Source organism: Thiomicrospira sp. S5, from assembly GCF_003991075.1.
Classification (GTDB): domain Bacteria; phylum Pseudomonadota; class Gammaproteobacteria; order Thiomicrospirales; family Thiomicrospiraceae; genus Hydrogenovibrio; species Hydrogenovibrio thermophilus.
Genome location: NZ_CP014470.1, coordinates 1,093,579 through 1,117,826 on the forward strand (window position 1 = coordinate 1,093,579; position 24,248 = coordinate 1,117,826).

Annotated in this window: 21 protein-coding genes and 1 pseudogene; 20 read left to right on the forward strand and 2 right to left on the reverse strand. The window is 40.6% G+C overall.

Going from position 1 to position 24,248, the window contains the following annotated elements:
- From AYJ59_RS04965 to AYJ59_RS05030, 14 genes and pseudogenes are all read left to right on the forward strand, one after another.
- Positions 1–804, forward strand: coding sequence for a transketolase (locus tag AYJ59_RS04965; RefSeq protein WP_127119421.1), 804 nt, complete (start codon positions 1–3; stop codon positions 802–804).
- A gap of 3 nt (positions 805–807) precedes the next feature.
- Positions 808–1,746, forward strand: a complete 939-nt coding sequence (locus AYJ59_RS12940) for a transketolase family protein (RefSeq protein WP_164730736.1) — start codon at positions 808–810, stop codon at positions 1,744–1,746.
- Entirely contained in the window at positions 1,747–3,528 is a 1,782-nt protein-coding gene (locus AYJ59_RS04975) for an aminotransferase class I/II-fold pyridoxal phosphate-dependent enzyme (protein WP_206197902.1), read from the forward strand. It abuts the gene before it with no gap.
- 52 nt (positions 3,529–3,580) lie between these two features.
- Positions 3,581–4,903: a hypothetical protein gene (locus tag AYJ59_RS04980; RefSeq protein WP_206197903.1), complete on the forward strand. Its 1,323-nt coding sequence runs from the start codon at positions 3,581–3,583 to the stop codon at positions 4,901–4,903.
- Entirely contained in the window at positions 4,890–5,846 is a 957-nt protein-coding gene (locus AYJ59_RS04985) for a glycosyltransferase family 2 protein (RefSeq protein WP_127119423.1), read from the forward strand. The genes AYJ59_RS04980 and AYJ59_RS04985 overlap by 14 nt, the downstream gene beginning before the upstream one ends.
- On the forward strand, positions 5,836–6,882 hold the full coding sequence (locus tag AYJ59_RS04990) for a glycosyltransferase family 2 protein (protein ID WP_127119424.1): 1,047 nt from the start codon (positions 5,836–5,838) through the stop codon (positions 6,880–6,882). Before AYJ59_RS04985 ends, AYJ59_RS04990 begins: the two co-directional genes overlap by 11 nt.
- A 78-nt stretch (positions 6,883–6,960) precedes the next feature.
- Positions 6,961–7,128: pseudogene (locus AYJ59_RS04995) on the forward strand (transposase); the annotation flags it as partial.
- Between the two features lie 588 nt (positions 7,129–7,716).
- Positions 7,717–9,102 carry an O-antigen ligase family protein gene (locus tag AYJ59_RS05000; RefSeq protein ID WP_127119426.1) on the forward strand — a complete coding sequence of 462 codons (1,386 nt, stop codon included), beginning with the start codon at positions 7,717–7,719 and terminating at the stop codon, positions 9,100–9,102.
- Positions 9,086–10,135, forward strand: coding sequence for a glycosyltransferase family 4 protein (locus tag AYJ59_RS05005; protein WP_206197904.1), 1,050 nt, complete (start codon positions 9,086–9,088; stop codon positions 10,133–10,135). Before AYJ59_RS05000 ends, AYJ59_RS05005 begins: the two co-directional genes overlap by 17 nt.
- Positions 10,132–11,268, forward strand: a complete 1,137-nt coding sequence (locus tag AYJ59_RS05010; RefSeq protein WP_127119427.1) for a glycosyltransferase family 4 protein — start codon at positions 10,132–10,134, stop codon at positions 11,266–11,268. Before AYJ59_RS05005 ends, AYJ59_RS05010 begins: the two co-directional genes overlap by 4 nt.
- The gene (gene gmd / locus AYJ59_RS05015; RefSeq protein WP_127119428.1) at positions 11,265–12,299 is read left to right on the forward strand and encodes a GDP-mannose 4,6-dehydratase; all 1,035 of its coding nucleotides are present in this window, start codon (positions 11,265–11,267) and stop codon (positions 12,297–12,299) included. The genes AYJ59_RS05010 and gmd overlap by 4 nt, the downstream gene beginning before the upstream one ends.
- Positions 12,277–13,143: a GDP-mannose 4,6-dehydratase gene (locus AYJ59_RS05020; RefSeq protein WP_127119429.1), complete on the forward strand. Its 867-nt coding sequence runs from the start codon at positions 12,277–12,279 to the stop codon at positions 13,141–13,143. Before gmd ends, AYJ59_RS05020 begins: the two co-directional genes overlap by 23 nt.
- Positions 13,143–14,528 (forward strand): mannose-1-phosphate guanylyltransferase/mannose-6-phosphate isomerase, encoded by a 1,386-nt coding sequence (locus AYJ59_RS05025; protein ID WP_127119430.1) that lies wholly within the window; start codon positions 13,143–13,145, stop codon positions 14,526–14,528. The genes AYJ59_RS05020 and AYJ59_RS05025 overlap by 1 nt, the downstream gene beginning before the upstream one ends.
- Before the next feature lie 70 nt (positions 14,529–14,598).
- Complete coding sequence (locus AYJ59_RS05030) at positions 14,599–15,945, forward strand: phosphomannomutase (protein WP_127119431.1); 1,347 nt, start codon at positions 14,599–14,601, stop codon at positions 15,943–15,945.
- A gap of 19 nt (positions 15,946–15,964) precedes the next feature.
- On the opposite strand, the gene AYJ59_RS05035 is transcribed toward AYJ59_RS05030, so the two are convergent.
- Complete coding sequence (locus tag AYJ59_RS05035) at positions 15,965–17,362, reverse strand: undecaprenyl-phosphate glucose phosphotransferase (protein WP_127119432.1); 1,398 nt, start codon at positions 17,360–17,362, stop codon at positions 15,965–15,967.
- Positions 17,363–17,654: 292 nt separating this feature from the next.
- Here AYJ59_RS05035 and AYJ59_RS05040 point away from each other — a divergent pair, with 292 nt between their 5' ends.
- The 3 genes from AYJ59_RS05040 to AYJ59_RS05050 all read left to right on the forward strand — a co-directional run bounded on the left by AYJ59_RS05040 (position 17,655) and on the right by AYJ59_RS05050 (position 19,580).
- Positions 17,655–18,299, forward strand: a complete 645-nt coding sequence (locus AYJ59_RS05040; RefSeq protein ID WP_127119433.1) for a Wzz/FepE/Etk N-terminal domain-containing protein — start codon at positions 17,655–17,657, stop codon at positions 18,297–18,299.
- A 144-nt stretch (positions 18,300–18,443) separates the two neighbouring features.
- Positions 18,444–18,707, forward strand: a complete 264-nt coding sequence (locus tag AYJ59_RS05045) for a ComEA family DNA-binding protein (protein ID WP_127119434.1) — start codon at positions 18,444–18,446, stop codon at positions 18,705–18,707.
- A gap of 12 nt (positions 18,708–18,719) precedes the next feature.
- Positions 18,720–19,580: a DNA ligase gene (locus tag AYJ59_RS05050; protein ID WP_127119435.1), complete on the forward strand. Its 861-nt coding sequence runs from the start codon at positions 18,720–18,722 to the stop codon at positions 19,578–19,580.
- 26 nt (positions 19,581–19,606) lie between these two features.
- Here AYJ59_RS05050 and AYJ59_RS05055 read toward each other — a convergent pair whose 3' ends face one another.
- Positions 19,607–20,254 (reverse strand): protein-L-isoaspartate O-methyltransferase family protein, encoded by a 648-nt coding sequence (locus tag AYJ59_RS05055; protein WP_127119436.1) that lies wholly within the window; start codon positions 20,252–20,254, stop codon positions 19,607–19,609.
- A 331-nt stretch (positions 20,255–20,585) separates the two neighbouring features.
- Here AYJ59_RS05055 and AYJ59_RS05060 point away from each other — a divergent pair, with 331 nt between their 5' ends.
- The 3 genes from AYJ59_RS05060 (at position 20,586) to infC (ending at position 24,203) form a co-directional block, all read left to right on the forward strand.
- Positions 20,586–21,266 (forward strand): rhodanese-like domain-containing protein, encoded by a 681-nt coding sequence (locus tag AYJ59_RS05060; RefSeq protein ID WP_237260376.1) that lies wholly within the window; start codon positions 20,586–20,588, stop codon positions 21,264–21,266.
- 421 nt (positions 21,267–21,687) lie between these two features.
- Complete coding sequence (gene thrS, locus AYJ59_RS05065; RefSeq protein WP_127119437.1) at positions 21,688–23,616, forward strand: threonine--tRNA ligase; 1,929 nt, start codon at positions 21,688–21,690, stop codon at positions 23,614–23,616.
- Between the two features lie 35 nt (positions 23,617–23,651).
- The gene (infC, locus tag AYJ59_RS05070; RefSeq protein WP_081836819.1) at positions 23,652–24,203 is read left to right on the forward strand and encodes a translation initiation factor IF-3; all 552 of its coding nucleotides are present in this window, start codon (positions 23,652–23,654) and stop codon (positions 24,201–24,203) included.
- Positions 24,204–24,248: the final 45 nt, after the last annotated feature.

Consider the following 24,248-nt stretch of genomic DNA (forward strand, 5'->3'; position numbering starts at 1 on the left):
ATGAAAGATACAATTCAGTTAGCAAAAAAGATACGGATTGATGCTGTTCGAATGGTCAATGCTGGAGGAAGTTCGCATATTGGTTCGGTATTGTCAATAGCTGACATTTTGGCTGTTTTATACGGGAACATTATGAAATATGCCCCTGAGAACCCAAAGCTAGCTGATCGTGATCGATTCATCCTAAGTAAAGGACATGCTGGTGCAGGAGTGTATGCTGCTCTTGCCGAAGTCGGTTTTTTTGAAAAAGAAAAACTGCTTGAGCATTGTCAGAACGGTTCAATTATGAGCGGTCATGTTTCTCATAAAGGCATTCCTGGCGTTGAGTTATCGACTGGAGCATTGGGGCATGGATTACCTGTTGCTTGTGGCATGGCATATAGTGCGAAGCTGGACAATAAGGATCACCGAATTTTCGTGCTTATGAGTGATGGCGAATTAAATGAAGGTTCAAATTGGGAAGCTTTTATGTTTGCAGCGCATCATAAGTTAAATAACTTAGTGGCAATCATTGATCGTAATCGTTTACAAAGCATGAAAACAACAGAAGAAACGCTAGGACTTGAACCTCTTGCAGACAAGTTGTCTGTATTTGGCTGGAAAGTGCTTGAAGTAGATGGCCATGATCATGAAGACCTTAGAAGATGTCTATCTATGAAAGATGTAAATAAGCCCTTGGTGCTGATTGCGAACACAACGAAGGGTAAGGGGGTTTCATTTATGGAAAATAATGTGGCTTGGCACTATAAAACTCCAACTGACAAGTTGTTTGAAGAAGCAATTAACGAGCTTCAAGGAGCCTAATTTATGAGAAATGCGTTGATGGATGCTTTGTATAACTTGGCAAGTGAAGATAAAAATTTTATGTTGTTGACTGCCGATTTAGGTTATGGAGTTTTCGAGGAGTTTGAAAGTCGTTTTCCTTTTCAGTATTTAAATGTAGGTGTCGCTGAGCAGAATATGATAGGGATAGCATCAGGTTTAGCACTGGAGGGGAAAACCGTATTTCTTTATTCTATAGGCAACTTCCCCACATTGAGGTGTTTGGAGCAAATTAGGAATGATGCTTGTTATCATGATTTGAATATCAATATTATTGCGATGGGTGGAGGTTTTAGTTACGGTTCACTTGGTATGTCTCATCATGCCACAGAAGATATCGCAATTATGCGCTCGTTGCCTGGAGTAACAGTTATAGCTCCATGTACAGCAAGTCAAACAAAGCATGCAACCCTTGCATTGGCCAAAAGATCGGGCGTTGGTTATCTTAGAATTGATAAATCAAAGGCAGAAGTCTCTGATGAGTCTGATATTTTTGAAATTGGTGAAATGAAAACTCTAGTTGATGGGGCTGATTATGCAGTTTTTGTGATTGGCGGTATAGCTGAAGAAGCAGTAAAGGCATCCATTGAGCTAAAAGTCGATCATGATATAGGCTTAAAAGTAATAAGCCTGCCTACACTAAAACCATTTTATGACCATGATAATGCTATTGATGAAGTAAAAACAAAAAAGGGTATTATTACTCTTGAAGAAGGCAATAAAGAGAATGGTCTGAGTTTTATGCTTTCAAGCCTATTTGTTTCAAAATCGGTTTTGCCTAAAAAATTTAAGCCTCTTGCTATAAATGATACGTATGTTGCCACCGTAGGCACTCAAGCTTTCTTGAGAGAGTACTCGTCTTTATCAAAAGGGAATATTATTTCTATCATTCTCGAATGGGAACTAAACGAAGGAAAACATTAAATGAGTGGCGTGGATGTTTATACAAAATCAGTAAAAGAAATTTTTTCATTTATGAAAAGTGCTGAGAGTATTCAGGATGCTTATTTGCGTGCGATTAAGGTGGAAAATCTTGGGTATTTGTTACCAGCAAGTGTATGTCATAAAGAAGACAATGAGTTGATTTCGAATTTGGCATTATGGAGAAACCAAAACGTTGGGGGGTATCCAACGCAATTTGTAGCAACGGCTGAAGGAACAGGGATTTGGCTGGAAAAAGGGTTGTTGCAAGTTGAAGATAGAATTTTATTTTTGGTAGTTGATAACCAAGGTAAAGTGCTAGGGCATATGGGCTTTAACTCTTGTTTTAATAACGAAATGTTGTTTGAGGTTGATAATGTAGTTCGTGCTGAGAATCATCTGCCCACTAAAAACTTTTTTTCCTTAGCAATGAATGCAATGATTGAGTGGGCAAGAAAAACTATTAATGTTAGTGGGTTCTTTTTGCGCGTAATGGATGAAAACGATAGAGCAATCTCATTTTATGAGCGTAATGGCTTCGTAAAACAGGAAAAAATCCCTCTTGCCAAAGAGCAGGAGGGAGGTGTTGTTACATATCATGCTGTGGAAAGTAGCGAATTAGCAGATAAGTTCTTTTTGAAAATGGCTTATGAACCTTCTGTAGCAGATGTCGGGAAAACGATGATACTGACAGCTGGACCTTCGATTAGTGCAAAAGAAGGAGTTTACGCTTATGATGCAGCAATGAACGGATGGAATTCTCAATGGTCGAAGTATTTAACAAAGTTCGAGCAAGAATTTGCCGAATATGTTGGTGTTAAATACGCTTTAGCGACATCCAGTTGTACTGGAGCATTGCAAATTGCCTTAATGTCATTAGACATCGGTGAGGGTGATGAGGTGATTGTTCCTGATCAAACTTGGGTGGCGACAGCAAATGCTGTGCGCTATGTTGGGGCAACGCCTATATTTGCTGATGTGGAGTTAGATTCATGGAATTTAGATGCTTCTTCCGTAGAAAAGCTAATTACCCCAAAAACAAAAGCAATTATGCCTGTTCATATGTATGGGCATCCAGCACGAATGGATAAAATTCAAGCAATAGCAAAAAAATACAATTTAAAAATAGTTGAAGATGCTGCCCCTGCAATAGGAGCAGAATGGCAAGGTAAGCGTTGTGGTAGTTTTGGGGATTTTGCTGGGTTTAGTTTCCAAGGAGCGAAATTGTTAGTTACTGGTGAAGGAGGGATGCTGGTTACCGACAATGAAGAGCTATATAAAAAAGCTACAAAAATTTGGGATCAAGGCCGTAATCCTTCTCGTACGTTCTGGATCGATGAAAAAGGTGTTAAGTTTAAAATGTCAAATGTTCAGGCTGCAATTGGTTTAGCTCAGCTTGAGCGAGCTGATGAGCTGATTGAAATGAAGCGCAGAATATTTGATTGGTACCAGGAAGGTTTGGCAAATGTGCCCTATATTCACTTGAATAAAGAAGTTGAAGGCGCGCGCAGTATATATTGGATGACAAGTTTACGTTTAGATAAAGACGCTCCAATATCAAGGGATCAATTAATTCAGGAGCTTAAGACGAAGAATGTTGATACTCGCCCTGTGTTCCCTTCGATTAGCCAATACCCTATTTGGGATAAGAAGCAAAATGAACAGCCAACAGCATTTTTAGTTGGAAATACAGCTATGAACTTGCCAAGTGGTGTTTGTTTAACGAAGGCGGAGGTCATGTATGTATGTAGTTCGATCAAGCAAATACTTGAACTATGCAAATGAAGAGAGTAAGGCTTGCTAAGAGTAATATTGCCGCGAAAAGTTTTTTGACATAATGCTTAAAACTCTTTTAAGTTATGATTTTAGGCATACGGCACTGAATCAATTATGGAGGCTTATATCAGGTCCTGTATTACTGGTTTTGGTTCCTATTTACCTATCTCCCGAAGAGCAAGGCTATTGGTTTACATTTATTAGCCTTGCGGCTCTTGCAGTATTCGCAGATATGGGCTTTTCAACCATACTTCTGCAGTTTTCAGCGCATGAATATGCACATCTCAAGTTTAATTCAGATGGAAGCCTTGAAGGTAATGCTTATTACCTTCAACGTATCGCCTCACTTTGGCGTTTTTCAATAAAGTGGTCCACAGCGATGGCAGTTTTTGTGTTCCCTTTTGTATTGATTGCGGGTTATGTGATCTTGGAGGGGAAAGAAGATAATGTTAATTGGAAGGTTGCTTGGATACTGTATGGGGCGGCATCAGTGGTCGTCTTTCTCAATAGTATAGTGTTATCTTTTATTGAGGGTTGCGATAGAGTAGGAAGTGTTCAAAAAATCCGATTCATTATTTCTGTCATTATTGCATGCATAACGGTGAGCTTACTCTTGATTGGAGAGAAACTATATGCATTGTCAGTTGGGCTTATCTTTGGTGCTTTAGTTGGTCAATTGATTATTGCAATTAAGTATAGAAACCTAATTCGTCAGCTATTTAATATAAAAACTGATGTCAGCCATTCATGGTTTTCTGAAATAATGCCTTTAATGTGGAGGTATGCCATTAGTTGGGTTAGCGGTTATTTTATTTTTTCTATACTTAGCCCAATTACTTTTCATTATTATGGAGCAGTTGAGGCAGGTCAGGTCGGGCTTTCTATGGCAGTGTTTTCAGCAATATTTTCTGTCTCCAATGTTTGGATGATGATTATTACACCCAAAATAAATATGTATATTGCTCATAGTGATTATAAGCAATTGAATGCGATCTATATCCGGCATTTGATTATGTCTATTTTTACTTATGTAGTAGGGGTGACTACTTTATTTAGTGTGTTGTGGATGACAGAAGATACAAGTTATGATTTGTCAAAGCGTTTAGTTTCAATGAACTCTTTACTTTGGATTTCTTTTGCATGGCTAGTACAAGTATTGATTAATGCGTTAGCTATATATATGCGAGGACACAAAAAAGAACCTCTGGTTTGGGCTTCGTTAGCTAACGGTGTATTCATTGGTGTTGTGACATGGATAATTGCACTAAATTTGTCTTTTGAATATGTTTTGATGGGGTTTGTGAGTTCATATTTCTGGGTTCTTCCAGTTGTTTTAATTATTTTTGTTAGGTTTAAAAGAACAGTTTCCTATGCTTCAAAATAAAAAAATTTCAATATCAATTCCTACATATAATCGCGCTGAATTTCTAGATCGTTCTCTTGAATTTCATATACCACTAGTAAAAAAGTATGGAATTGCTATTTATGTATCTGACAACGCTTCCCCAGATGAAACTAAAAGCGTTGTTGCTAAGTGGCAAAAAGAATATGACTTACTTTTTTACCATGAGAATGCTCAAAATCTTGGGCCAGATGAAAATATTGAAGTCGCATTAAAGTTACCGGAGTCTGATTATGTTTGGATACTAGGGGACTCTAATTGTTTTGATCAAAAGTCTCTCGAACTTGTTGTTGAAAGTTTAAATTCCGAGTTGGATGTAGTAGTTGTAGATGATAATTATAGAGTTAATAATAAAGAAGCAAGGATTTATACTGAGCATAATGAACTGCTTAGTGACTTAGGGTGGCATATGACACAATTAAGTAGCTTGATAGTGTCGAAAAACATTATGCAGTCGATTGATTTTAAGTTGTACTCTGATTCACGCTTTACTCATGTAGGCGCTGTATTTGGATATTTAGCGGATTTTGTTACATTTAATGTTTTATGGTTAGGAGATGCTACGGTTAAACCAATTATGCTCGACAGCATAAGAAAAGTTTCATGGCAAAATATTACCTTTGACATTTGGCTAAAAAGTTGGCCGCAACTGATTTTGTCATTGCCTCATATTTATTCGCTGGATTCGAAATTAAGGGCAATTTCAGACCATAATAATAAGACAAGTGTTTTCAGTTTTAAAAATTTGCTTTTGTTGAAAATGTATGGTTTTTATACTACTCAAATAATGAAGGAGTACCACCAAATTTTACGGATTTCATTTAATTGCAGAAAGATATTTGCAATATATATACCCTTATTTATTCCTACTTTCATTATAAACCTAGCTTTCAAAATAAAAAGAGCCGTAAGTTATGATGAGTAAGGTTTATTTCATTATTCTAAACTACAATGGTTGGCGAGATACACAGGAGTGTTTGGAGTCGGCTTTAAAGCTCGATTATCCAAACTTCCAAGTAATTGTGGTTGATAACAATTCGCCTAATGATTCTATGTCACACCTATTAGCGTGGGCGAAGGGTGAGGAGTTGGCGACGGGTAATAGTCCTGATTTTGCGCATCTTTCTACGCCGCCGATTAAAAAACCGATTGAATTTGTTTTATACGATAAACCAACCGCTTTAGCTGGTGGGAATGCTACTCAAGAAGTCCATTTAAATAATCCAATTATTTTTATTCAATCAGACGAAAACAGGGGGTTTGCTGCTGGCAACAATATAGGCACGGAATATGCCCTAAAGAAAGGTGATGCTGAATATCTTTGGTACTTGAACAACGATACTGTCGTTGAGCCAAATGCGTTGTCAGAGTATGTTAAAAAAGCTAATCAGTACAAAGAGAATGGTCAAAGAGTAGGAATAATCGGCGCAAAACTGATGTACTATCATCAACCCAAGTTAATACAAGCTATTGGTGGAATCTATAATAAATGGTTAGCAACTACCAAGCATATCGGCGCATTTGAAGAAGATATCGGGCAATATGATAACGAAGACATTGTAAAAAAAATAAGCTATCCCGTTGGCGCTAGTATGCTGGTTGATATTGCATTTATTAAAGACGTAGGCATGATGTGCGAAGATTACTTTCTGTACTTTGAAGAGCTTGATTGGGTTTGTCGTGGCAAAGAAAAGGGCTGGCAAATTGGATATTGCTGGTGTATAAAAATTTTTCATAAGGAAGGAGGGTCAATTGGCTCTTCTTCAGATGGAATACAAAGATCAGAGCTTTCAGACTATTATGGGTTAATAAATAGAATAGCGTTTACTAGGAAATTTTTTCCTAATATGGCTTTAATAGTTCGGTTAAGTTTTTTGGTTGTGTTGTTTAATCGAATCAAAAGAAGGCAGTTTGATCGAGCCTTACAAACTATTAAGTTCATGTTGAGACGATATGAATAATTTTTGTACCTTTTCATTGTTGCGGTTATATCGATTTGAAGTACTTTAATAATAAACTGCTACCATGAAGGAGTTTCAATGACAAGGCAAAGGCGGACATTTTCAGTTGAACTCAAGAAAGAAGCATCGCAATTAGTTTTGGATGAAGGTTACTCAATTGCTGAGGCCAGTCGCTCGTTTGATGTAAGTGAAAATATTTTAAGACGCTGGGTGAAGCAGCTAGATTCTGAACGAAATGGAAGAACACTTGATCAACAATTTAGAGTAAATAAAAATACACCTTTAACATTTTTTCATTAGTGGAATAAGAGTAGATGAGATTGATTCTATAAGTAAATATCAAAATAAATTTACTTTGGGTAGTAGGCCTGATCTTAAAGAGTATTTTCAAAATTATGCCAATGAGGTGAAGTCATGTATAGCGCCAGTTTTTAGTAGTAAACCATATAAGTTTAATTTTTATCCATCGGGTAAAGAGATATCTCTGCTGGCACGGCGTGTTTATTTTTGGAATAAATCTGATTTAGATTCTCCTTTGAAATCTTAAAACTGGAAGAAGACTTCATTCAGGTTTTAAGAAAATATCATATAAAAGAGTCTCATAGTATTTCGAGTAAATTGGACGATAAAAAGATTAGCTCTAGTGCAAGAAAGGTGAACTTTGCTTTAAGGCAGTTAATAAAGTTGATTGGAGTGAAGCGTTATTTGTCCTTAGTCAAGTATTTTGTATTTTTGTCATCGCTAGATAACCATAAGTTTTTAGAGAAAGATATTGATGTGCGTTAAAAGAAAGCTTAATTATTTTTTTATTAATTTAGTCTGTGTTAGTAAATTATGATAACTCTTCCAGGAGTGGTATTTAGTTTTCTAAGCTTTTTAGGGCTGTTTAAAGAACGTTTCTTATTCACTTTATTAATTTATGCGTCTTTGCTTCAAGGTGTTTCTGTCTACAATTATGGTGACACAGGGGTTCCCGTTTTTGCTTTTATTCAAATTTTTATATTCTTTTTAATTTTACTAAGGAGTATCGTAAGCAAACCTTACTTAAATGATTTTTTCGTACTAAAAAAAGGTTTTACAAGGCAATTTGTTTTTTTATTAGGTATGTTTGTTTTTTTATCAATTAGTTCCGCATGGACGTTTCCAATAATTTTTGAAGGTACGCCTGTATTTAACCCTAAAATGGGGATAGATTCTCAATATGGTTACGGTAACCAAAGCAGTTTACTATTCTCGTTAAGTAATCTTGCGCAATCAATTTATATTTTTTTAAATTTTATTACTTTTTTGTATGTTCTTAATTTTACACTAAAGATAAAAAATCCCCGTTTTATAATTAGTGTGTTTTCATCTACCCTATTATTAATTTTAGCTTTGTTTGCTTTTCAAGCATTCTTTTTTATTGATGGATTTAATGAAGAAGCAATTGATATTGTAGAAAGGCTTTTCTTTAATAATCCTTCATATGCAATTTTATACCAACAGGTAACTTCATTTGGAATGCCGCGTTTTTCTGGGCCTTTTCTGGAACCTTCAAACGCTGGTTTGTATTTAGCAGGGTTATCTCTGTCATTAATTGGCCTTATGTTTTCATTTTCTTCAAGGCGATATTGTTGTATTTTTTTGGTCGCATTAGTAGCTTTTACTACCTTGGTTTTAACCACATCTTCTTCAGGGTATGTTGCATTTACGATTTCATTTCTAATTTATTTAATTGTTTATTTGTTTAAATCTATTATTCCGAGAAAGAAGCTGTTTTATGCATTAATTTTTTTAGTTTTTTTTATAAGTTTATTTATTATAAATTATGCTCATTTTTCTCATATTTTGGAGTTTGTAATATTTGATAAAATGGGGTCAGATTCTTATTTGCATAGATCTTTTTCAAATCAGTTTGCGATTGAGGTTTGGGCAAATACCTATTTTTTAGGGGCTGGCCTAGGGAGTAACCGTCCGTCAAGTTTTTTCTATTATTTGTTGAGTAATCTTGGCTTTTTAAGTTTGATTTTTCTGTCTTTATTAGTACTGCTTCTTTATAGATCATTAAGGTTTATTAAGAATGAGATGGTCTTGTTTGCATTTTTATTTTTATTAACTGTATTTGTAGGTATGTTAGTGGCGGTACCAGATATTAGCAGTCCATTCCTGTGGTATTTAATGGCTATGCTTCTGGGCTTTCAGGACAGAATTTTAAAGGGTAGGCATGATGATCGTGGTTAATGCTAGGTTTTTAAGCCAAAATATATCGGGCGTTCAACGTTATGCTATTGAGATATCCCGTCAATTAAAAATACTTGGATATGGTGTTCGTTTTTTTGCGCCAAATAACCTTATTCATAAAGAGTTAGCTGATGAATTAGATGTTGAAATTATTGGGAATTTAACGGGTCATTTGTGGGAGCAGTATGAGTTGCCACGTTACTTGAGTAAGCTGAGAAACCCGCTGTTGCTTAACCTGTGCAATACGGCTCCGTTATTTTACAAAAATAACGTCGTAACTTTGCATGACATCGCGTTTGAGCGTTATCCACGGACTTTCTCTTGGAAGTTTCGTTATGCTTATCAGCTTGCAATACCCCGGATTGCTAGGTCTTCTAAGAAGTTACTAACGGATAGTGCTTTCTCTAAAGATGAAATTTCGGCTGTTTATGGTGTTGACAGGAATAAAATAGACATTGTGCATTGTTCTGTTTCTGGAAGATTTTGTTTCTCAGAAAAAGAAACGACTGAGAAATATATTTTGGCTGTATCTTCGTTAAATTACCAAAAGAATTTTCATGCTTTAATCCAGGCTTTTAATTTATTGAAAGATAAGAATATAAAACTCTATTTGGTAGGGGCGATTAATAAGAACTTTGCCGATCACAAATTAGTTGAAAATATTGAAAGCAACTCTAACATCAAATTTATGGGGAGGGTTAATGATGATGAACTTGTTCAGCTTTATTCTAATGCACTGTGTTTTGTTTATCCTTCTCTATATGAAGGTTTTGGGATCCCGCCGTTAGAAGCTCAGGCTTGTGGGTGTCCTTGTGTTGTTTCAAGTGCGGCTAGTTTGCCAGAGGCTTGTGCGGATAGTGTGGTCTATTGTGACCCGTTTGATGTGTCAGATATGGCAAAAAAAATACAGTTAGTTGTTAATGATGAAACGCTTCGTGGCGAATTGAGAGCAAAAGGTTTTGAAAATATTAAACGTTTTAGCTGGACAAAATCTGCTAAACAAATCATACAAATAATAGAAGGATTGCAATGAAGGTAGCATTTGTCCATGATTGGTTAGTTACTTATGCTGGAGCTGAGAGGGTGCTTGAGCAGATGCTTAAGGTTTTTCCTGATGCCGACTTATTTAGTATGGTTGATTTTTTGTCAGAAACGGAACGGGATTTTATTTTAAATAAACCCGTTAAAACTTCATTTATCCAAAAATGGCCGAAGGCAAAAACTAAGTATCGCAGTTATTTACCCCTGATGCCGTTAGCAGTCGAACAATTTGATTTATCTAGCTATGACTTGGTTATTTCTTCTTCTCATGCTGTAGCTAAAGGCGTAATTACAGGTCCTGATCAATTGCATATTTGTATGTGTTATTCGCCTATTCGCTATGCGTGGGATTTGCAGCATCAATATTTACGTGAGTCAGGATTAGGTAAGGGATTAAAAGGCTGGCTGGCCAAGTGGTTGTTGCACAAAATCCGATTGTGGGATTTACGGACTGTTAATGGTGTGGATAAGTTTATTGCTATTTCCGATTTTATTGGGCGAAGAATAAACAAGATATATCGTCGTGATTCAGTCACTATTTATCCGCCCGTTTATGTTGATGATTTTGTAGCTACTGATGTCACGAAGGAAGATTTTTATTTTACGTCTTCCAGAATGGTGCCTTATAAAAAGATCGACTTGATCGTTGAGACCTTTTCGAAAAAACTGCCTGATAAAAAATTGGTGGTGATTGGTGATGGGCCTGACTTTAAAAAGATACGGGCCTTAGCGGGTGATAATGTCATTTTACTTGGGTATCAAAAGTTTGATGTTTTGAAAGATCATTTGGCCAAAGCCAAAGCGTTTATTTTTGCTGCAGAGGAAGATTTTGGCATTGCGCCTTTAGAAGCACAAGCAAGTGGAACGCCTGTTATTGCATTTGGAAAAGGTGGTGCTTTAGAGACGATTGTGGGGTTTGATTTTGATAAGCCAACCGGATTGTTTTTTAAAGAACAATCTTTAGATGCATTGGCGCAAGCCGTTGAGAATTTTGAGGCAGAGGGGCATAAAATTCAACCTGAGCATTGTGTTGGAAACGCTCGACATTTCAGCGACGAGCGTTTTAGACAAGAATTTAAAGATTTTGTAGAACAAGAATATAAAGAGTGGAAAGAAAACTTATGAAAAAGGCAATTGTAACTGGCATTACTGGTCAAGATGGCGCTTATCTAGCTGAGTTGTTGTTAGAGAAAGGTTATGCTGTTTATGGCACTTTTCGCAGGACGGCCTCTGTTAATTTTTGGCGTATTGAGGAGTTAGGAATTCAGAATCATCCAAATTTACACTTAGTTGAATATGATTTAACCGATGCATCCAACTCGATTCGTATGGTATCTGATATACAGCCGGATGAAATTTATAACCTTGCAGCTCAAAGCTTTGTAGGTGTGTCATTTGAACAGCCATTGGCTACCGCTCACATCACAGGTTTGGGGGCGGCTCATTTGTTAGAGGCAATTAGAATCGTTAACCCTAAAATTAAGTTTTACCAGGCATCTACTTCAGAAATGTTTGGTGAAGTTCAAGCGATACCTCAAGTTGAATCCACGCCTTTTTATCCACGCAGTCCTTATGGCGTTGCCAAGTTGTATGCACATTGGATGACGATTAATTACCGTGAAAGTTATGACATTTTTGGCTCAAGTGGTATTTTGTTTAACCACGAATCGCCGTTACGCGGACGTGAGTTTGTCACCAGAAAAATTACAGACTCGGTGGCAAAAATTAAATTAGGCAAGTTGGATTGTTTAGAGCTTGGTAACATGGATGCGAAACGTGATTGGGGTTTTGCTAAAGAATATGTTGAGGGTATGTATTTAATGTTACAGGCTGATAAACCGGATACTTATGTGTTGGCCACCAATCGTACTGAAACGGTCCGTGATTTTGTGCGTTTAGCCTTTAAAGCTGTTGATATTGAGCTTGAGTTTAAAGGCGAAGCTGAAAACGAAGTTGGGGTTGATAAGGCGGCAGGGAAAGCGGTGGTTAAAGTGAATCCGAAGTTTTATCGACCAGCCGAGGTGGATTTGCTAATTGGTAACCCAGAAAAAGCGAAGAAAGAATTGGGCTGGGAGCCAAAGACTTCTCTTGAAGAGCTTTGTGCGATGATGGTTAAAGAAGATTTGAGACGAAATGAAGCCAGCTTCTCTTTCTAAAGTTTTAATAACCGGTATCGAAGGCTTTACTGGTCAGCATTTAGCAGCTTTTTTAGCCCTGGCCGGTTTTGAGGTTGTGGGTTTAAAAAGTGATTTGACGGATCGAAGTGCGGTATTTTCGGAAGTAGCATCATGTTCGCCTGATTGTGTGGTTCATTTGGCGGGTATATCTTTTGCGGCAGAAGCGGATGCGGATTTGATTTACCGAGTCAATGTGGTCGGTACATTAAACTTATTAGATGCGTTGTGTCAGCTTGATAAGCCGGTTCAAAAAGTTGTCATTGCCAGTAGTGCAACAGTTTACGGCAATGTTATTGGTTCGGTACTTTCTGAAGCATTGTGCCCTAAACCCGTGAGCCATTATGGCTGCAGTAAGCTGGCTATGGAGCATATGTTGCAGAACTATCTGGATAAGTTGCCATTGGTTATTACCCGTCCATTTAATTACACCGGTATTGGTCATGCAGAGCATTTTTTGATTCCTAAGATTGTTAAAGCTTACCAAGAGGGAAGAACTGAAATTGAGCTAGGAAACTTGGATGTTTCGCGTGAGTTTAATGATGTTCGTGATGTATGCTGCATTTACCATGATTTGTTGTTGGGTGAAAATTCCGGCATTACCGTAAATGTTTGCTCTGGTAGAACGATTAGTTTGATGCGCATTATTACGTTAATGAATCAGATTGCCGGTTATAAAATGCAAGTAAAGGTAAATCCTGCTTTTGTGCGTGCAAATGAAATAAAGGATTTGTCTGGCGATGTGACGCAATTAAATGATTTGATTCAGCCTGATTTTAAATATGGTATCGAAGATACTTTACGCTGGATGTATGGAGCTCAGTAATGATTAATATTCTTTTATCAGGCGGGTCTGGTACACGTTTATGGCCTTTGAGTCGCACAATGCTGCCTAAGCAATTTGTCCGTTTATTCGATAACGAATCCTTGTTTCAGCAGACCGTAAAACGCAACGTTACAGTCTGTTCCCACAGTTTAATTGTCTCGAATGTTGACCAGTACTTTCTTGCAGTTGATCAATATCAACAAGTTAGTGAGCATGCGGCGCAATTTCTTCTGGAGTCTGTTGGTCGAAATACAGCTCCTGCGATAGCTTTAGCATGTATGTTGCTGGATGAGGATGATGTTGTTTTGGTAACAACATCAGATCATTTGGTGAAAGATCAAGCGGCTTATGAAAAGGCGGTTTTTCAAGCGAAAGAGTTGGCAGAAGCAGGCAATCTGGTCACTTTTGGCATTCAGCCAACTTATGCGGAAACTGGGTTTGGTTATATTGAAGCATCCGGTCATGATGTACTTTCCTTTAAAGAAAAACCGGATGTTGAGACGGCCCAATCTTACATAGAGCAAGGTAATTACTATTGGAACTCCGGTATGTTTTGCTTTAAGGCGGGCGTTCTACTCAAAGAGCTTGAAAAATATTCATCGGAGATGTTGGAAGCCTGTCGTGTAGCTTTGCCAAAACAGCAGGATTGTTCGGAAATCCGAATTGACCATGAAGCGATGCAGGCTATTCCTGAAGACTCTATTGACTATGCGGTTATGGAAAAGTCCGATAAGGTAAAGGTCGTGCCGTGTGATATGGGGTGGTCCGACTTGGGATCGTATGATGCACTTTATGACGAGCTGAAAACGGCTGAACTGGACAATGCCGTTTTGAAACGTTTAGCAGATATGCCCGAACCGGTTTGTGTGAATTCAAAAAACAATTTGATTGTATCGCGTAATCGTCAAATTGCATTGGTGGATGTGGACGATTTATTAGTGGTAGATACGTCAGACGCGATTTTGATTTCTAAAAAAGGTAGCTCTCAAAAAGTGAAACAGGTTGTGACGGAAATCAAAAAATCACAACCGGAGTTGGCCGAGGTGCACCGTTTGGCACATCGCCCTTGGGGCACCTATGAAGTATTGGTCGATTCTGATCAGTATAAGGTAAAACGCATAGTTGTAAAGCCTGGTCAGCGTTTGTCTTTGCAGAAACATTTTCATCGTAATGAACACTGGGTTGTTGTGTCTGGCACGGCCACGGTGACCGTGGATGATGATACGTTCTTGGTGCGTCCGAATGAATCGACTTACATTCAAATGGGCCAGGTGCACCGTTTGGAAAATTGCGGAAAGATAGATCTGGTGATGGTGGAAGTTCAAGTTGGTGAGTATACCGGCGAAGATGATATTGTTCGTATTGATGATATTTACGGGCGTTAATGTTAGCAGTGAAATTTTGATGTAATTATTTTGAATGCCAGCACTTGCTGGCATTTTTATGGAAAAGAGTATGAATAAATTATCGTGTTTTAAGGCTTATGACCTTCGTGGTAAGGTGCCGGATGAGCTGAATGAAAAACTGGCTTACAAAATTGGCCGGGCATTTGTGGAGGAGTTAAATGCGGCATCTGTGGTCGTAGGCTATGACATCCGGCTGGAGAGCGAAGGCCTGGCAGCAGCTTTAAAAAAAGGTCTGACAGAAGCAGGCGCGAATGTTTTGGATATTGGTTTATGTGGCACCGAAGAGGTGTATTTCGCTACGTTTCACCGAAAATTGGATGGTGGGATTATGATTACTGCCAGTCATAATCCAAAAGGTTATAACGGTATGAAATTGGTGGCGACAGATGCTAAACCAATTTCTGGTGATTCTGGTTTAAAAGCCATTGAACAGCGGATTTTGAATGATGATTTCGATACCAAAAAATCACCAGGTCTGGTAGATTTTCAACCGGACAAGTCTGCCTATATTCAGCACTTGATGTCTTATGTAGACTTGTCTGTTTTAAAACCGCTTAAATTGGTGATGGATGTAGGGAATGGTTCTGCCGGGGCAGTGATTAAACAAATTGCTGAGAAGTTACCGTTTGAATGTGTGTTTGTTAACGAAACGCCCGATGGCAATTTTCCTAACGGGGTTCCCAATCCATTATTGCCGGAGATGCGTTCAATGACATCTCGAGCCGTGATTGAGTATGGAGCTGATTTAGGTATTGCCTGGGATGGCGATTTCGATCGCTGTTTCTTGTTTGACGAAAAAGGCGAGTTTATCGAAGGCTATTACTTGGTTGGCTTATTGGCTGAAACGCTGTTAGCCAAAGAGCCGGGGGCTAAAATCATTCATGATCCGCGTTTAACATGGAATACTATAGATCAAGTTCGCAAGGCAGGCGGGGTTCCGGTGCAATCTAAAACGGGACATGCGTTTATTAAAGAGCGTATGCGTTTGGAAGATGCCATTTACGGTGGTGAAATGTCTGCTCACCATTACTTTAAAGATTTCGCTTATTGTGATTCCGGTATGATTCCGTGGCTGTTGGTTGCACAGTTAATGTCTAGCACAGGAAAACCTTTATCAGGGTTGGTCAGTGAGCGTATGAAAGCCTATCCGTGTAGTGGTGAGATTAATTATAAGGTTCAAGATGTGCCAGTAGTTTTGGAAAAAGTAATAAAACATTTTGCTCCCCTCAATCCCCTGGTGGATAGAACGGATGGCATTAGCCTAGATTTCGGTAATTGGCGAATGAATATTCGCGCCTCTAATACAGAACCCTTATTGCGACTGAATGTCGAAAGTAAAGGAAACGCAGAACTTGTTTGGAAAAAGGTAAAAGAAATAGAAGAACTGCTAATCTGATGCTCTGAGCGCCTATTGTTTAATAGGCGTTCTTGTTTACAAAGCCTTTAAACAAAGTCAAAATAATTATTCTGATGTCAAGCCAAAGTGACCAATTATTGATGTAGTGTAAATCAAATTGTACTCGTTTTTCCATTTTTTCTAATGTATCTGTTTCTCCGCGCCAGCCATTTATTTGTGCCCAACCAGTAATTCCAGGTTTCACTAAATGGCGTTGCATATACTTGGGTACAAGCTTTCGGTACTCTTCATTATGCGCAACTGCATGTGGTCTTGGGCCAACAATACTCATTTTACCCTGTAATACATTAATAAACTGGGGGAGCTCGTCCAAGCTTGTTCGACGAATAAAGGCGCCAAAAGCTGTTACTCGAGGGTCGTTTTGTGTGGCTTGTTTTATAACGGTGCCGTTGTCTTGAGTAGTCATAGAGCGAAACTTGTAAACCTTAATTTCTTTTCCATTAAGTCCATAGCGCTTTTGTTTGAATAAAACCGGGCCGGGAGAACTTTTTTTGACCATGAAGGCAATCCACAGCAGTATTGGGCTGATGAGTACTAATATGATGGACGAGAAGACAACGTCCTCTAGTCTTTTAATGATTTGATTGCTGGTTGAGCTGAGAGGTGTGTCGTACACGCTGAAAACGGGGATGCCTTTCAGTTCACTGGTTTTGGCGTGCATGAGATCGAAAGTGAATAAGTCTGGCACGAATTTCACCACGCTGGTGGTGTCGGTGAGTTCGTTAAGGATTTGTTTTATCTTATGTTCAGCTCTTAAAGGCAGGCAAATGTAAATTTCGCTGTATTGGTTTTGGTTAACGATATCGCCAATTTTGTTGGTGCATCCCTTAACTGGAATGTCGTTTATCTGAGTGTCGTGAAGTTCTGTGTTGTCGTCATAAAAAGCACAGACACGATAGCCAAGCCAGGGATTTGTTTGAATGATGTTGGCAATATGTTGGCCAACTTTACCCGCACCGATAATGGCAATGGTTTTGGTGTTATTGCCGTGCATACGATATTTGGCCAAGACAGTTCGCAAGGTGACGCGGTAGCCGATTAAAACGACCGGCGTGATAATGGCCCAAAGAGTGACGGCCAGGCGTGAGAAGTTTTCGCTGTCTTTATACAAAAAAGCAATAACGATCAGTGTGGCCCAAGTGAGTAACCAGGCGTTTAAAATGAGTTTGGCGCTGGCAAACAGGGACCGACCTCGCCAGCTGCGATAAACGCCGACCATTTGGCTGGCGATGACAAAAACGAAGCCGCCTAATAAACCCATGGTTAAATAGCGTTCCTGCCAAGGAATGTTTAAAAGAACAGTAAGGGCAAGCAATAAGCTGGTTGGGAGTAAAATATCGGTCACACGGTGTAACCAAACAAAGCCGGAATGGTCGGGTCTAATGGCTCTCAGCATTTGTAGTTAATTCCTGATTGGGAGTTTTTAGTGCTCGTAAGCTTTTATTAGTATTTGCCAATTATAGCGTGGAATGGCTTGAAAATTGGGGTTATTAAAATTCTCAATCTTTTTAAACCTAGTAAGTATATATATTCATTATTTTAACGTTTAATTTTTTTAAGTAGGTTTAAAAAGTGTAAAGGCGGTATGTGAATTATTGAGTGAAATACTCAGATCCGGCGAAAGTTGATATACTTTCTTTCATGCAAAAATAACTTTCTATTTAAATTATAAAACATGAGGGTTTCCAATGGAAAAACAGCCTGTGCCGTCCGTAAATGAAGTGCACTATTCAGCCGATGATGAAATCGATTTATTTGAGCTTTGGAATGGGTTGATGGAAGAAAAGAAAACAGTTTTTGTATCGTTTGTTGTAGTTTTTGTTTTAGCGGTTGTGTATTTGTTGTTTACCAAACCTCAGTACCAAGCATCTGCCAAGCTGCAAGTACAGCAGATAGCACTTCCGGTGGAAGATTCTTCTAATATACCGTCACCTTACATGTCCGTAGAAAGAGCTGAAAAAACCGTTGAGTTATTATCTGGGGTGGTTAATGCCGGTATGTCCTCCGGCAACAAAAACCGGCAGGATAATGGGTATGTTGTGATTTCAGCGACAGGCCCGGATAAGCAGCAAATTAAGCAAAATGTTCAAGACACTATTGGCGTTATCGAAAAACGGTATCAACAGTTATTTTCAAAATTGAAAGCTTTAGGTTATGTTGAAGTTTTGTCTACTAAAGTCATTGGTAGGATTAATGTTTCGGATAATCCAGTTAAGCCAAAAAAAGCATTGATTCTAGCCGTGGCCAGCGTGCTGGGATTAATGTTGGGTGTGTTCATTGCGCTGATTCGTCGTGCGGTAAAAAAACGCCGAGCGCAAATGGCGGCGAGTTAGTTTTCGTTCGCGGGTTTACTTGACCCAAAAATTACATTAAAAACCCCGCGATGCGGGGTTTTGTGTTTTAAGTATTTTTGCGTTATGATCTTTGTTACGCTTTAGTGCGTAATTTTTAATATTAAACGTTAAAGGATGATAACGATGATTAGATTAGTTGCACTTGTTTTCAGTTTGTTTTTCGCTTCCTACGTTATGGCGGCACCGGTTAATGTCAACAGCGCTTCGGCGAGTGAAATTGCCGATGCTTTGAGTGGTGTGGGTGAAGTAAAAGCGCAGGCGATTGTTGAGTACCGTAAAGCGCACGGCGGATTTAAGTCCGTAGATGAGTTGGCGAATGTTAAAGGCATTGGTGCCAAAACGCTTGAGAAGAACAAGGACGATATTTTGTTGTCGAATAAGAAATAATCGAGACAGCAAATGAATCTAATAGTTAGGAGGCTTGGCCTCCTTTTTTGTTTGTGCGGCGGCTTGGTGGCTTTCCCAACGGCCAACTCAGAAGACAGTCCTGACCTTTTTTTACCAAAGGTGTATGAACCGGGTAAAGTCGACGTTCGAGGTTGGTTGATGAGTGAAAAGCTGGATGGCGTTCGAGCTTACTGGGATGGTCAGCAGTTGTTATCACGCGGTGGCCAGATTATTCATGCTCCAGCTTGGTTTTTGAAAGGCTTTCCGAAGTTTGAGTTGGACGGTGAGCTTTGGACCAGACGCCAAGACTTTGAAAACATCGTTTCCATTGTGCGCCAGCAGGAACCGGATAACCGGTGGCACCAAATCTCTTACCGGGTATTTGACGTGCCGAACCAATCTGGAGGATTGTTGGAGCGGCTTGCGGTGTTGGAAACCTATTTGAAAAAACAGTCTTTACCACAGGTGAAGTTGATTCCGCAAATACCGGTTGAAACGACGGCTCAGGTTCAAGAAACGCTTGACCGACTGGTTGAAAAGGGCGCCGAAGGGCTAATTTTACGACAGGCTTCACAACCCTATGTGACTGGCCGCACGCAAACGGCCTTGAAAGTGAAAACCTATTGGGATGATGAGTGTCAAGTGATTGGCTATACGCCAGGCAAAGGCCGTTTTGACGGTTTGGTCGGATCTTTGGTGTGTGATTGGCAAGGACAGCGGATTAAACTGGGGTCTGGCCTAAGTGTTGCGGATCGTGAAAGTCCGCCAACGCTCAATGCATGGGTGACGTTTAAGTATTATGGTCTGACTCAGAAAGGGAACCCACGGTTCCCGGTCTTTTTGCGTGTCCGCACCGACCAGGATTTGCAGTAAAAGCTGGCTTGGTTAGATCTGTTTGATTAAAGGGAAAAATGCGATTTCGGTTCGGCATGGACCAGGTAAGGCAAAACGGTTTCAAACAAGACTTCCGTTTCCCATTCGGTGTCGCTGATGCGGGTCAAGACTTCTGCAGTCATAGTCGGTTTTTCGCCCTGAATAGCGACCAGCCGGCCGCCCAGGTTCAGTTGCTGCTTGTAACTGTCTGGCAGTTCCGCTACGGCGCCGGTCAGGAAGATGACGTCGTAGGTTTGTTCATCATCCCAGCCTTGGCTGGCGTCGCCTTGTTTGAAGGTAATGTTGTCGAATTTGGTCAAACGTTGCTGAGCCGTTTCTTGTAGGCTTGGGAAGAGCTCTACGGTGGTGACGCTTTTTGCCGCTTTAGCCAGTAGGGCTGTGGTGTAGCCGGAACCGGTGCCGATTTCCAGAACGGTTTCGTCTTCGGCCGGGTCAAGCGCTTGCAGTAAGCGGGCCTCGACACGTGGCGGCAACATGGATTGATCTTCGCCAATCGGCAATTCGATGTCACTATAAGCCAGCGCTTGTTGCGACTCGGCCACGAACTCGTGACGCGGTGTTGACATGAACAAATCCAGTATTTTCGGGTCGAGCACATCCCAAGGGCGGATTTGTTGTTCGACCATGTTAAAGCGCGCTTGTTCGAAGTTCATGGCGTTGTTCCTTTTGTTCTGGTTCCGTTGAGTACGAGGTTTTTATTCATTGTCTTTACCCGCTTTTTTCGCTTTGGGGTAATTCGGCCGTCTCAAAATGGGCGCTTAATTATAGCGGAATTTTTTTGAAAAAACAGCGAATCCATTTAAGGTGGATTGTGGCAGGTTGTATGAAATCCGCAAAATGCCCAGGCCTGGCGATTCTTTGTGAAAAGATTGTGGAATAACCTTTCTGGTGACTAGGTTTTTTTGACAGTCGGTCGATGGATTGCTATCGTTGAGGTTGTAACCCGCTAGTCGGTTTTCGATTTTTTTCGGAAGGAGGTGTGTCATGGCGATTAAATCATTTTTGAGCTTTGTGTTGATGCTGATGCTGAGCGGGCCTTTGGGCGCGCTGTTCGGGACGTCGTCGGTGTATGCGGCCGAACAGAAGGTGAACATCACCAAAGATTTGGCCTCCATCACAGTGATGGACAATGGCAAAAAGTATGTCATCAAACGTAATCAAAACGTCAAAAATACGATTAATGAGGATTATGCATTAACGTCTCGGGCTTGTCCGCCGTTTTGTGTGCAACCGATGCAGTTATTGCCCGGCGTGCATACGATTGGTGAAATTGAGATGTTGAAGTTTTTGAAAGCCCGCTCCGATGGCGATAAAAGCATTATGATTATTGATTCACGTACCCCGGACTGGGTTCGAAAAGGTTCGATTCCAAGTGCCATTAATATCCCGTGGACGCAGTTGTATCCGGAATCTTCTTCTTATCAACCCTTCGTTGTGGAAGATTTGTTGACCAGCCGGTTTGGCGCCAAAGTCGATGACGGTATCTGGGATTTTTCCAATGCGAAAACCTTGGTGATGTTCTGTAACGGCCCTTGGTGTGGTCAGTCGCCGACCAATATCAAAGCGTTGGTGAATATGGGCTACCCGGCGGATAAAATCTATTGGTACCGCGGTGGCATGCAGGCTTGGAATGCTTTGGGTCTCACCACGACGACCTCGCCTTAATATTTGAGAGCTCCACACGAGATGGATTCACGGCTAAAAATGGCTAAAATCTTCCTGAATGTCGTTGAAAAACTCGTTAATAGCCCGCTATTAGCTTCGTTTTCCGCCTAATTCAGAAAAATTTTATCTCATATTTCCTCGCGCCCCACTCATGCAAAGCTCTCTATTTGAAAAACCTCAATGCTTCTAAGGCATTGATTTATCGGGGTGAACGCATTGTTTGCCTCGATTACACACCAGTGGTTATTTTTCATTTTAATCTGCTAAAACGTAATCCTTCGTGTTATAATCGTCCGCTTTGCCGCGGATTGACTTTTCTTCGGGAAACCTGCTCCCAGTCTTTGTCGTCAGCGCATTTTAAGAAGTAAATTTAAAATAATTTGAATTGAAATAGTTGAATAAAATTTAAAGAGATTAAATCATGCCTATCATTACCTTGCCGGATGGCTCGAAAAGAGCGTTTGAAGATGCCGTTACTGTCATGCAAGTTGCGTCCGATATCGGGACGGGATTGGCCAAGGCGACGATTGCCGGTCGCGTGAACGGTCAATTGAAAGATGCGTGTGATTTGATCACGGAAGATGCCGAACTGCAGATTATCACTCTGAAAGATGAAGATGGTTTGCACATCATGCGACATTCCTGTGCCCATTTGTTGGGGCACGCCTTGAAGCAATTGTATCCGTCGGCGAAGATGGCGATTGGCCCGGTCATTGAAAACGGCTTTTATTACGACATTGATCTGGAAGAAAAAATCACGCCCGAAGATCTATCGAAAATTGAAAAGCGTATGACGGAATTGGCGAAAACCAAGTACGAAGTCATTAAAAAGATGACGCCACGTGATGAGGCGTTAGCGATTTTCAAGGAACGTGGTGAAGACTACAAAGTCGAATTGATTGAAGATATGCCGGCTGAGACGGAGTTCGGTTTTTACTATCACCAGGAATACATTGACATGTGTCGTGGGCCGCACGTACCGAACATGGGGTTCATTAAAGCGTTTAAGTTGACGCATGTGGCCGGTGCTTACTGGCGCGGCGATTCCGATAATAAAATGCTGCAACGTATTTACGGCGTGGCATTTGCCGATAAGAAAGAGTTGAAAGACTACCTGACGATGATGGAAGAAGCCGAAAAGCGCGACCATCGTAAGTTGGGGAAACAATTGGATTTATTTCACGTGGATGAACTGGCGCCGGGGATGGCATTCTGGCACCCGAAAGGCTCAACTCTGTACCGCATTGTGGAAGATTATATGCGTGAGCAGCTGCGTGAAAACGACTATCACGAAATTCGTACACCGTTGATTATGGATCGAGTGCTGTGGGAAAAATCCGGGCACTGGGACAAATTCAAAGACAATATGTTTACCACCGAAACGGAAAATCGTGATTACGCGGTCAAGCCGATGAACTGCCCAGGGCATATTCAGGTGTATAACCATAATTTGAGTAGCTACCGTGACTTGCCGATTCGTTTGGCCGAATTCGGTTTGGTGCATCGTAACGAGCCATCGGGAACCTTGCACGGCCTGATGCGTGTGCGTTCCTTTACGCAAGATGATGCGCATATTTTCTGTACGCCGGAGCAAATTAAGGAAGAGGTTCAGGCCTGTATCGATTTGGTCTTTACCACTTATGCAGACTTTGGTTTCGATAATATCCAAGTGAAATTCTCGACCCGTCCTGAGCAGCGCGTGGGTTCCGATGACGTGTGGGATGCTGCGGAAGAGGCATTGGAGCAAACTCTTAAAGATGCCGGATTGGAGTATGCCTTACAGCCGGGTGAAGGTGCGTTTTACGGCCCTAAGATCGAATTTCAGTTGAAGGATTGCATTGGGCGTGTCTGGCAGTGTGGCACCATTCAGCTGGACTTTTCGATGACGCAAGCCGAGCGTTTGAATGCTGTTTACATCGGTGCGGATAATGAGAAACATCACCCGGTCATGATCCACCGAGCGATTCTTGGATCGTTGGAACGTTTTGTCGGTATTTTGGTTGAACACTATGAAGGCAAGTTCCCAACGTGGCTAGCGCCGGTGCAAATGGTGATGGCATCCATTGCCGAAGTCCACAACGATTATGTGGGCGATTTTGCTAAAAAATTGAAAAAACATGGGTTTAGAGTCGAAACAGACTTGAGAAATGAGAAGGTTGGGTTTAAAATTCGCGAACACACTTTACAACGCGTGCCGTATATCCTCGTCGTTGGGGATCAGGAAATGGAAAACGGTACCGTAAACGTGCGTGCCCGTGGTGGAGAAAATCTGGGAAGTTTCTCGTTTGAAGAGCTGCTCAATCTACTTGTAGACGATATTTCACACCTTGGGCGAGTTGTTGAATCCTAAGTTTTACAGAAATAGTTTATTGAGGAGATATTACTATCGCAGTTAGAAGAGGTCGTGGTAGGCCGCAGCAACCGGAAGCGCCTAAAGACAACATTAACGACAGAATTACGGCAAAAGAAGTCCGCTTGATCGATGCGGATGGAGAGCAGAAAGGTGTCGTCTCAATTGAAGAGGCTTTAGAAGCCGCGCGTGATGCAGAAATGGACTTGGTGGAAATCTCTGCAAAATCCAGCCCGCCGGTTTGCCGAATCATGGACTATGGTAAATACGTTTATCAACAGCAGAAGAAAAAGCACGAAGCTAAGAAAAAACAAAAGCAGGTTCAGGTCAAGGAAGTGAAATTCCGCCCTGGAACGGAAGAAGGGGATTATCAGGTGAAAATGCGTAACCTGACGAAGTTCCTGGAAAAAGGTGACCGCGTGAAGGTCACCATCTGGTTCCGCGGACGCGAAATTACCCATAAAGAGCTGGGCATGCGAATGTTGGAACGTGTGCGCGATGATATTCAGGAAATCGCCACCGTCGAACAAATGCCGAAGATGGAAGGGCGCCAATTGCAAATGATGGTCGCGCCGATCAAAAAATAATTCGGTAACGGTTTATGGAAAACACCCGGCCATTGGTCGGGTGGC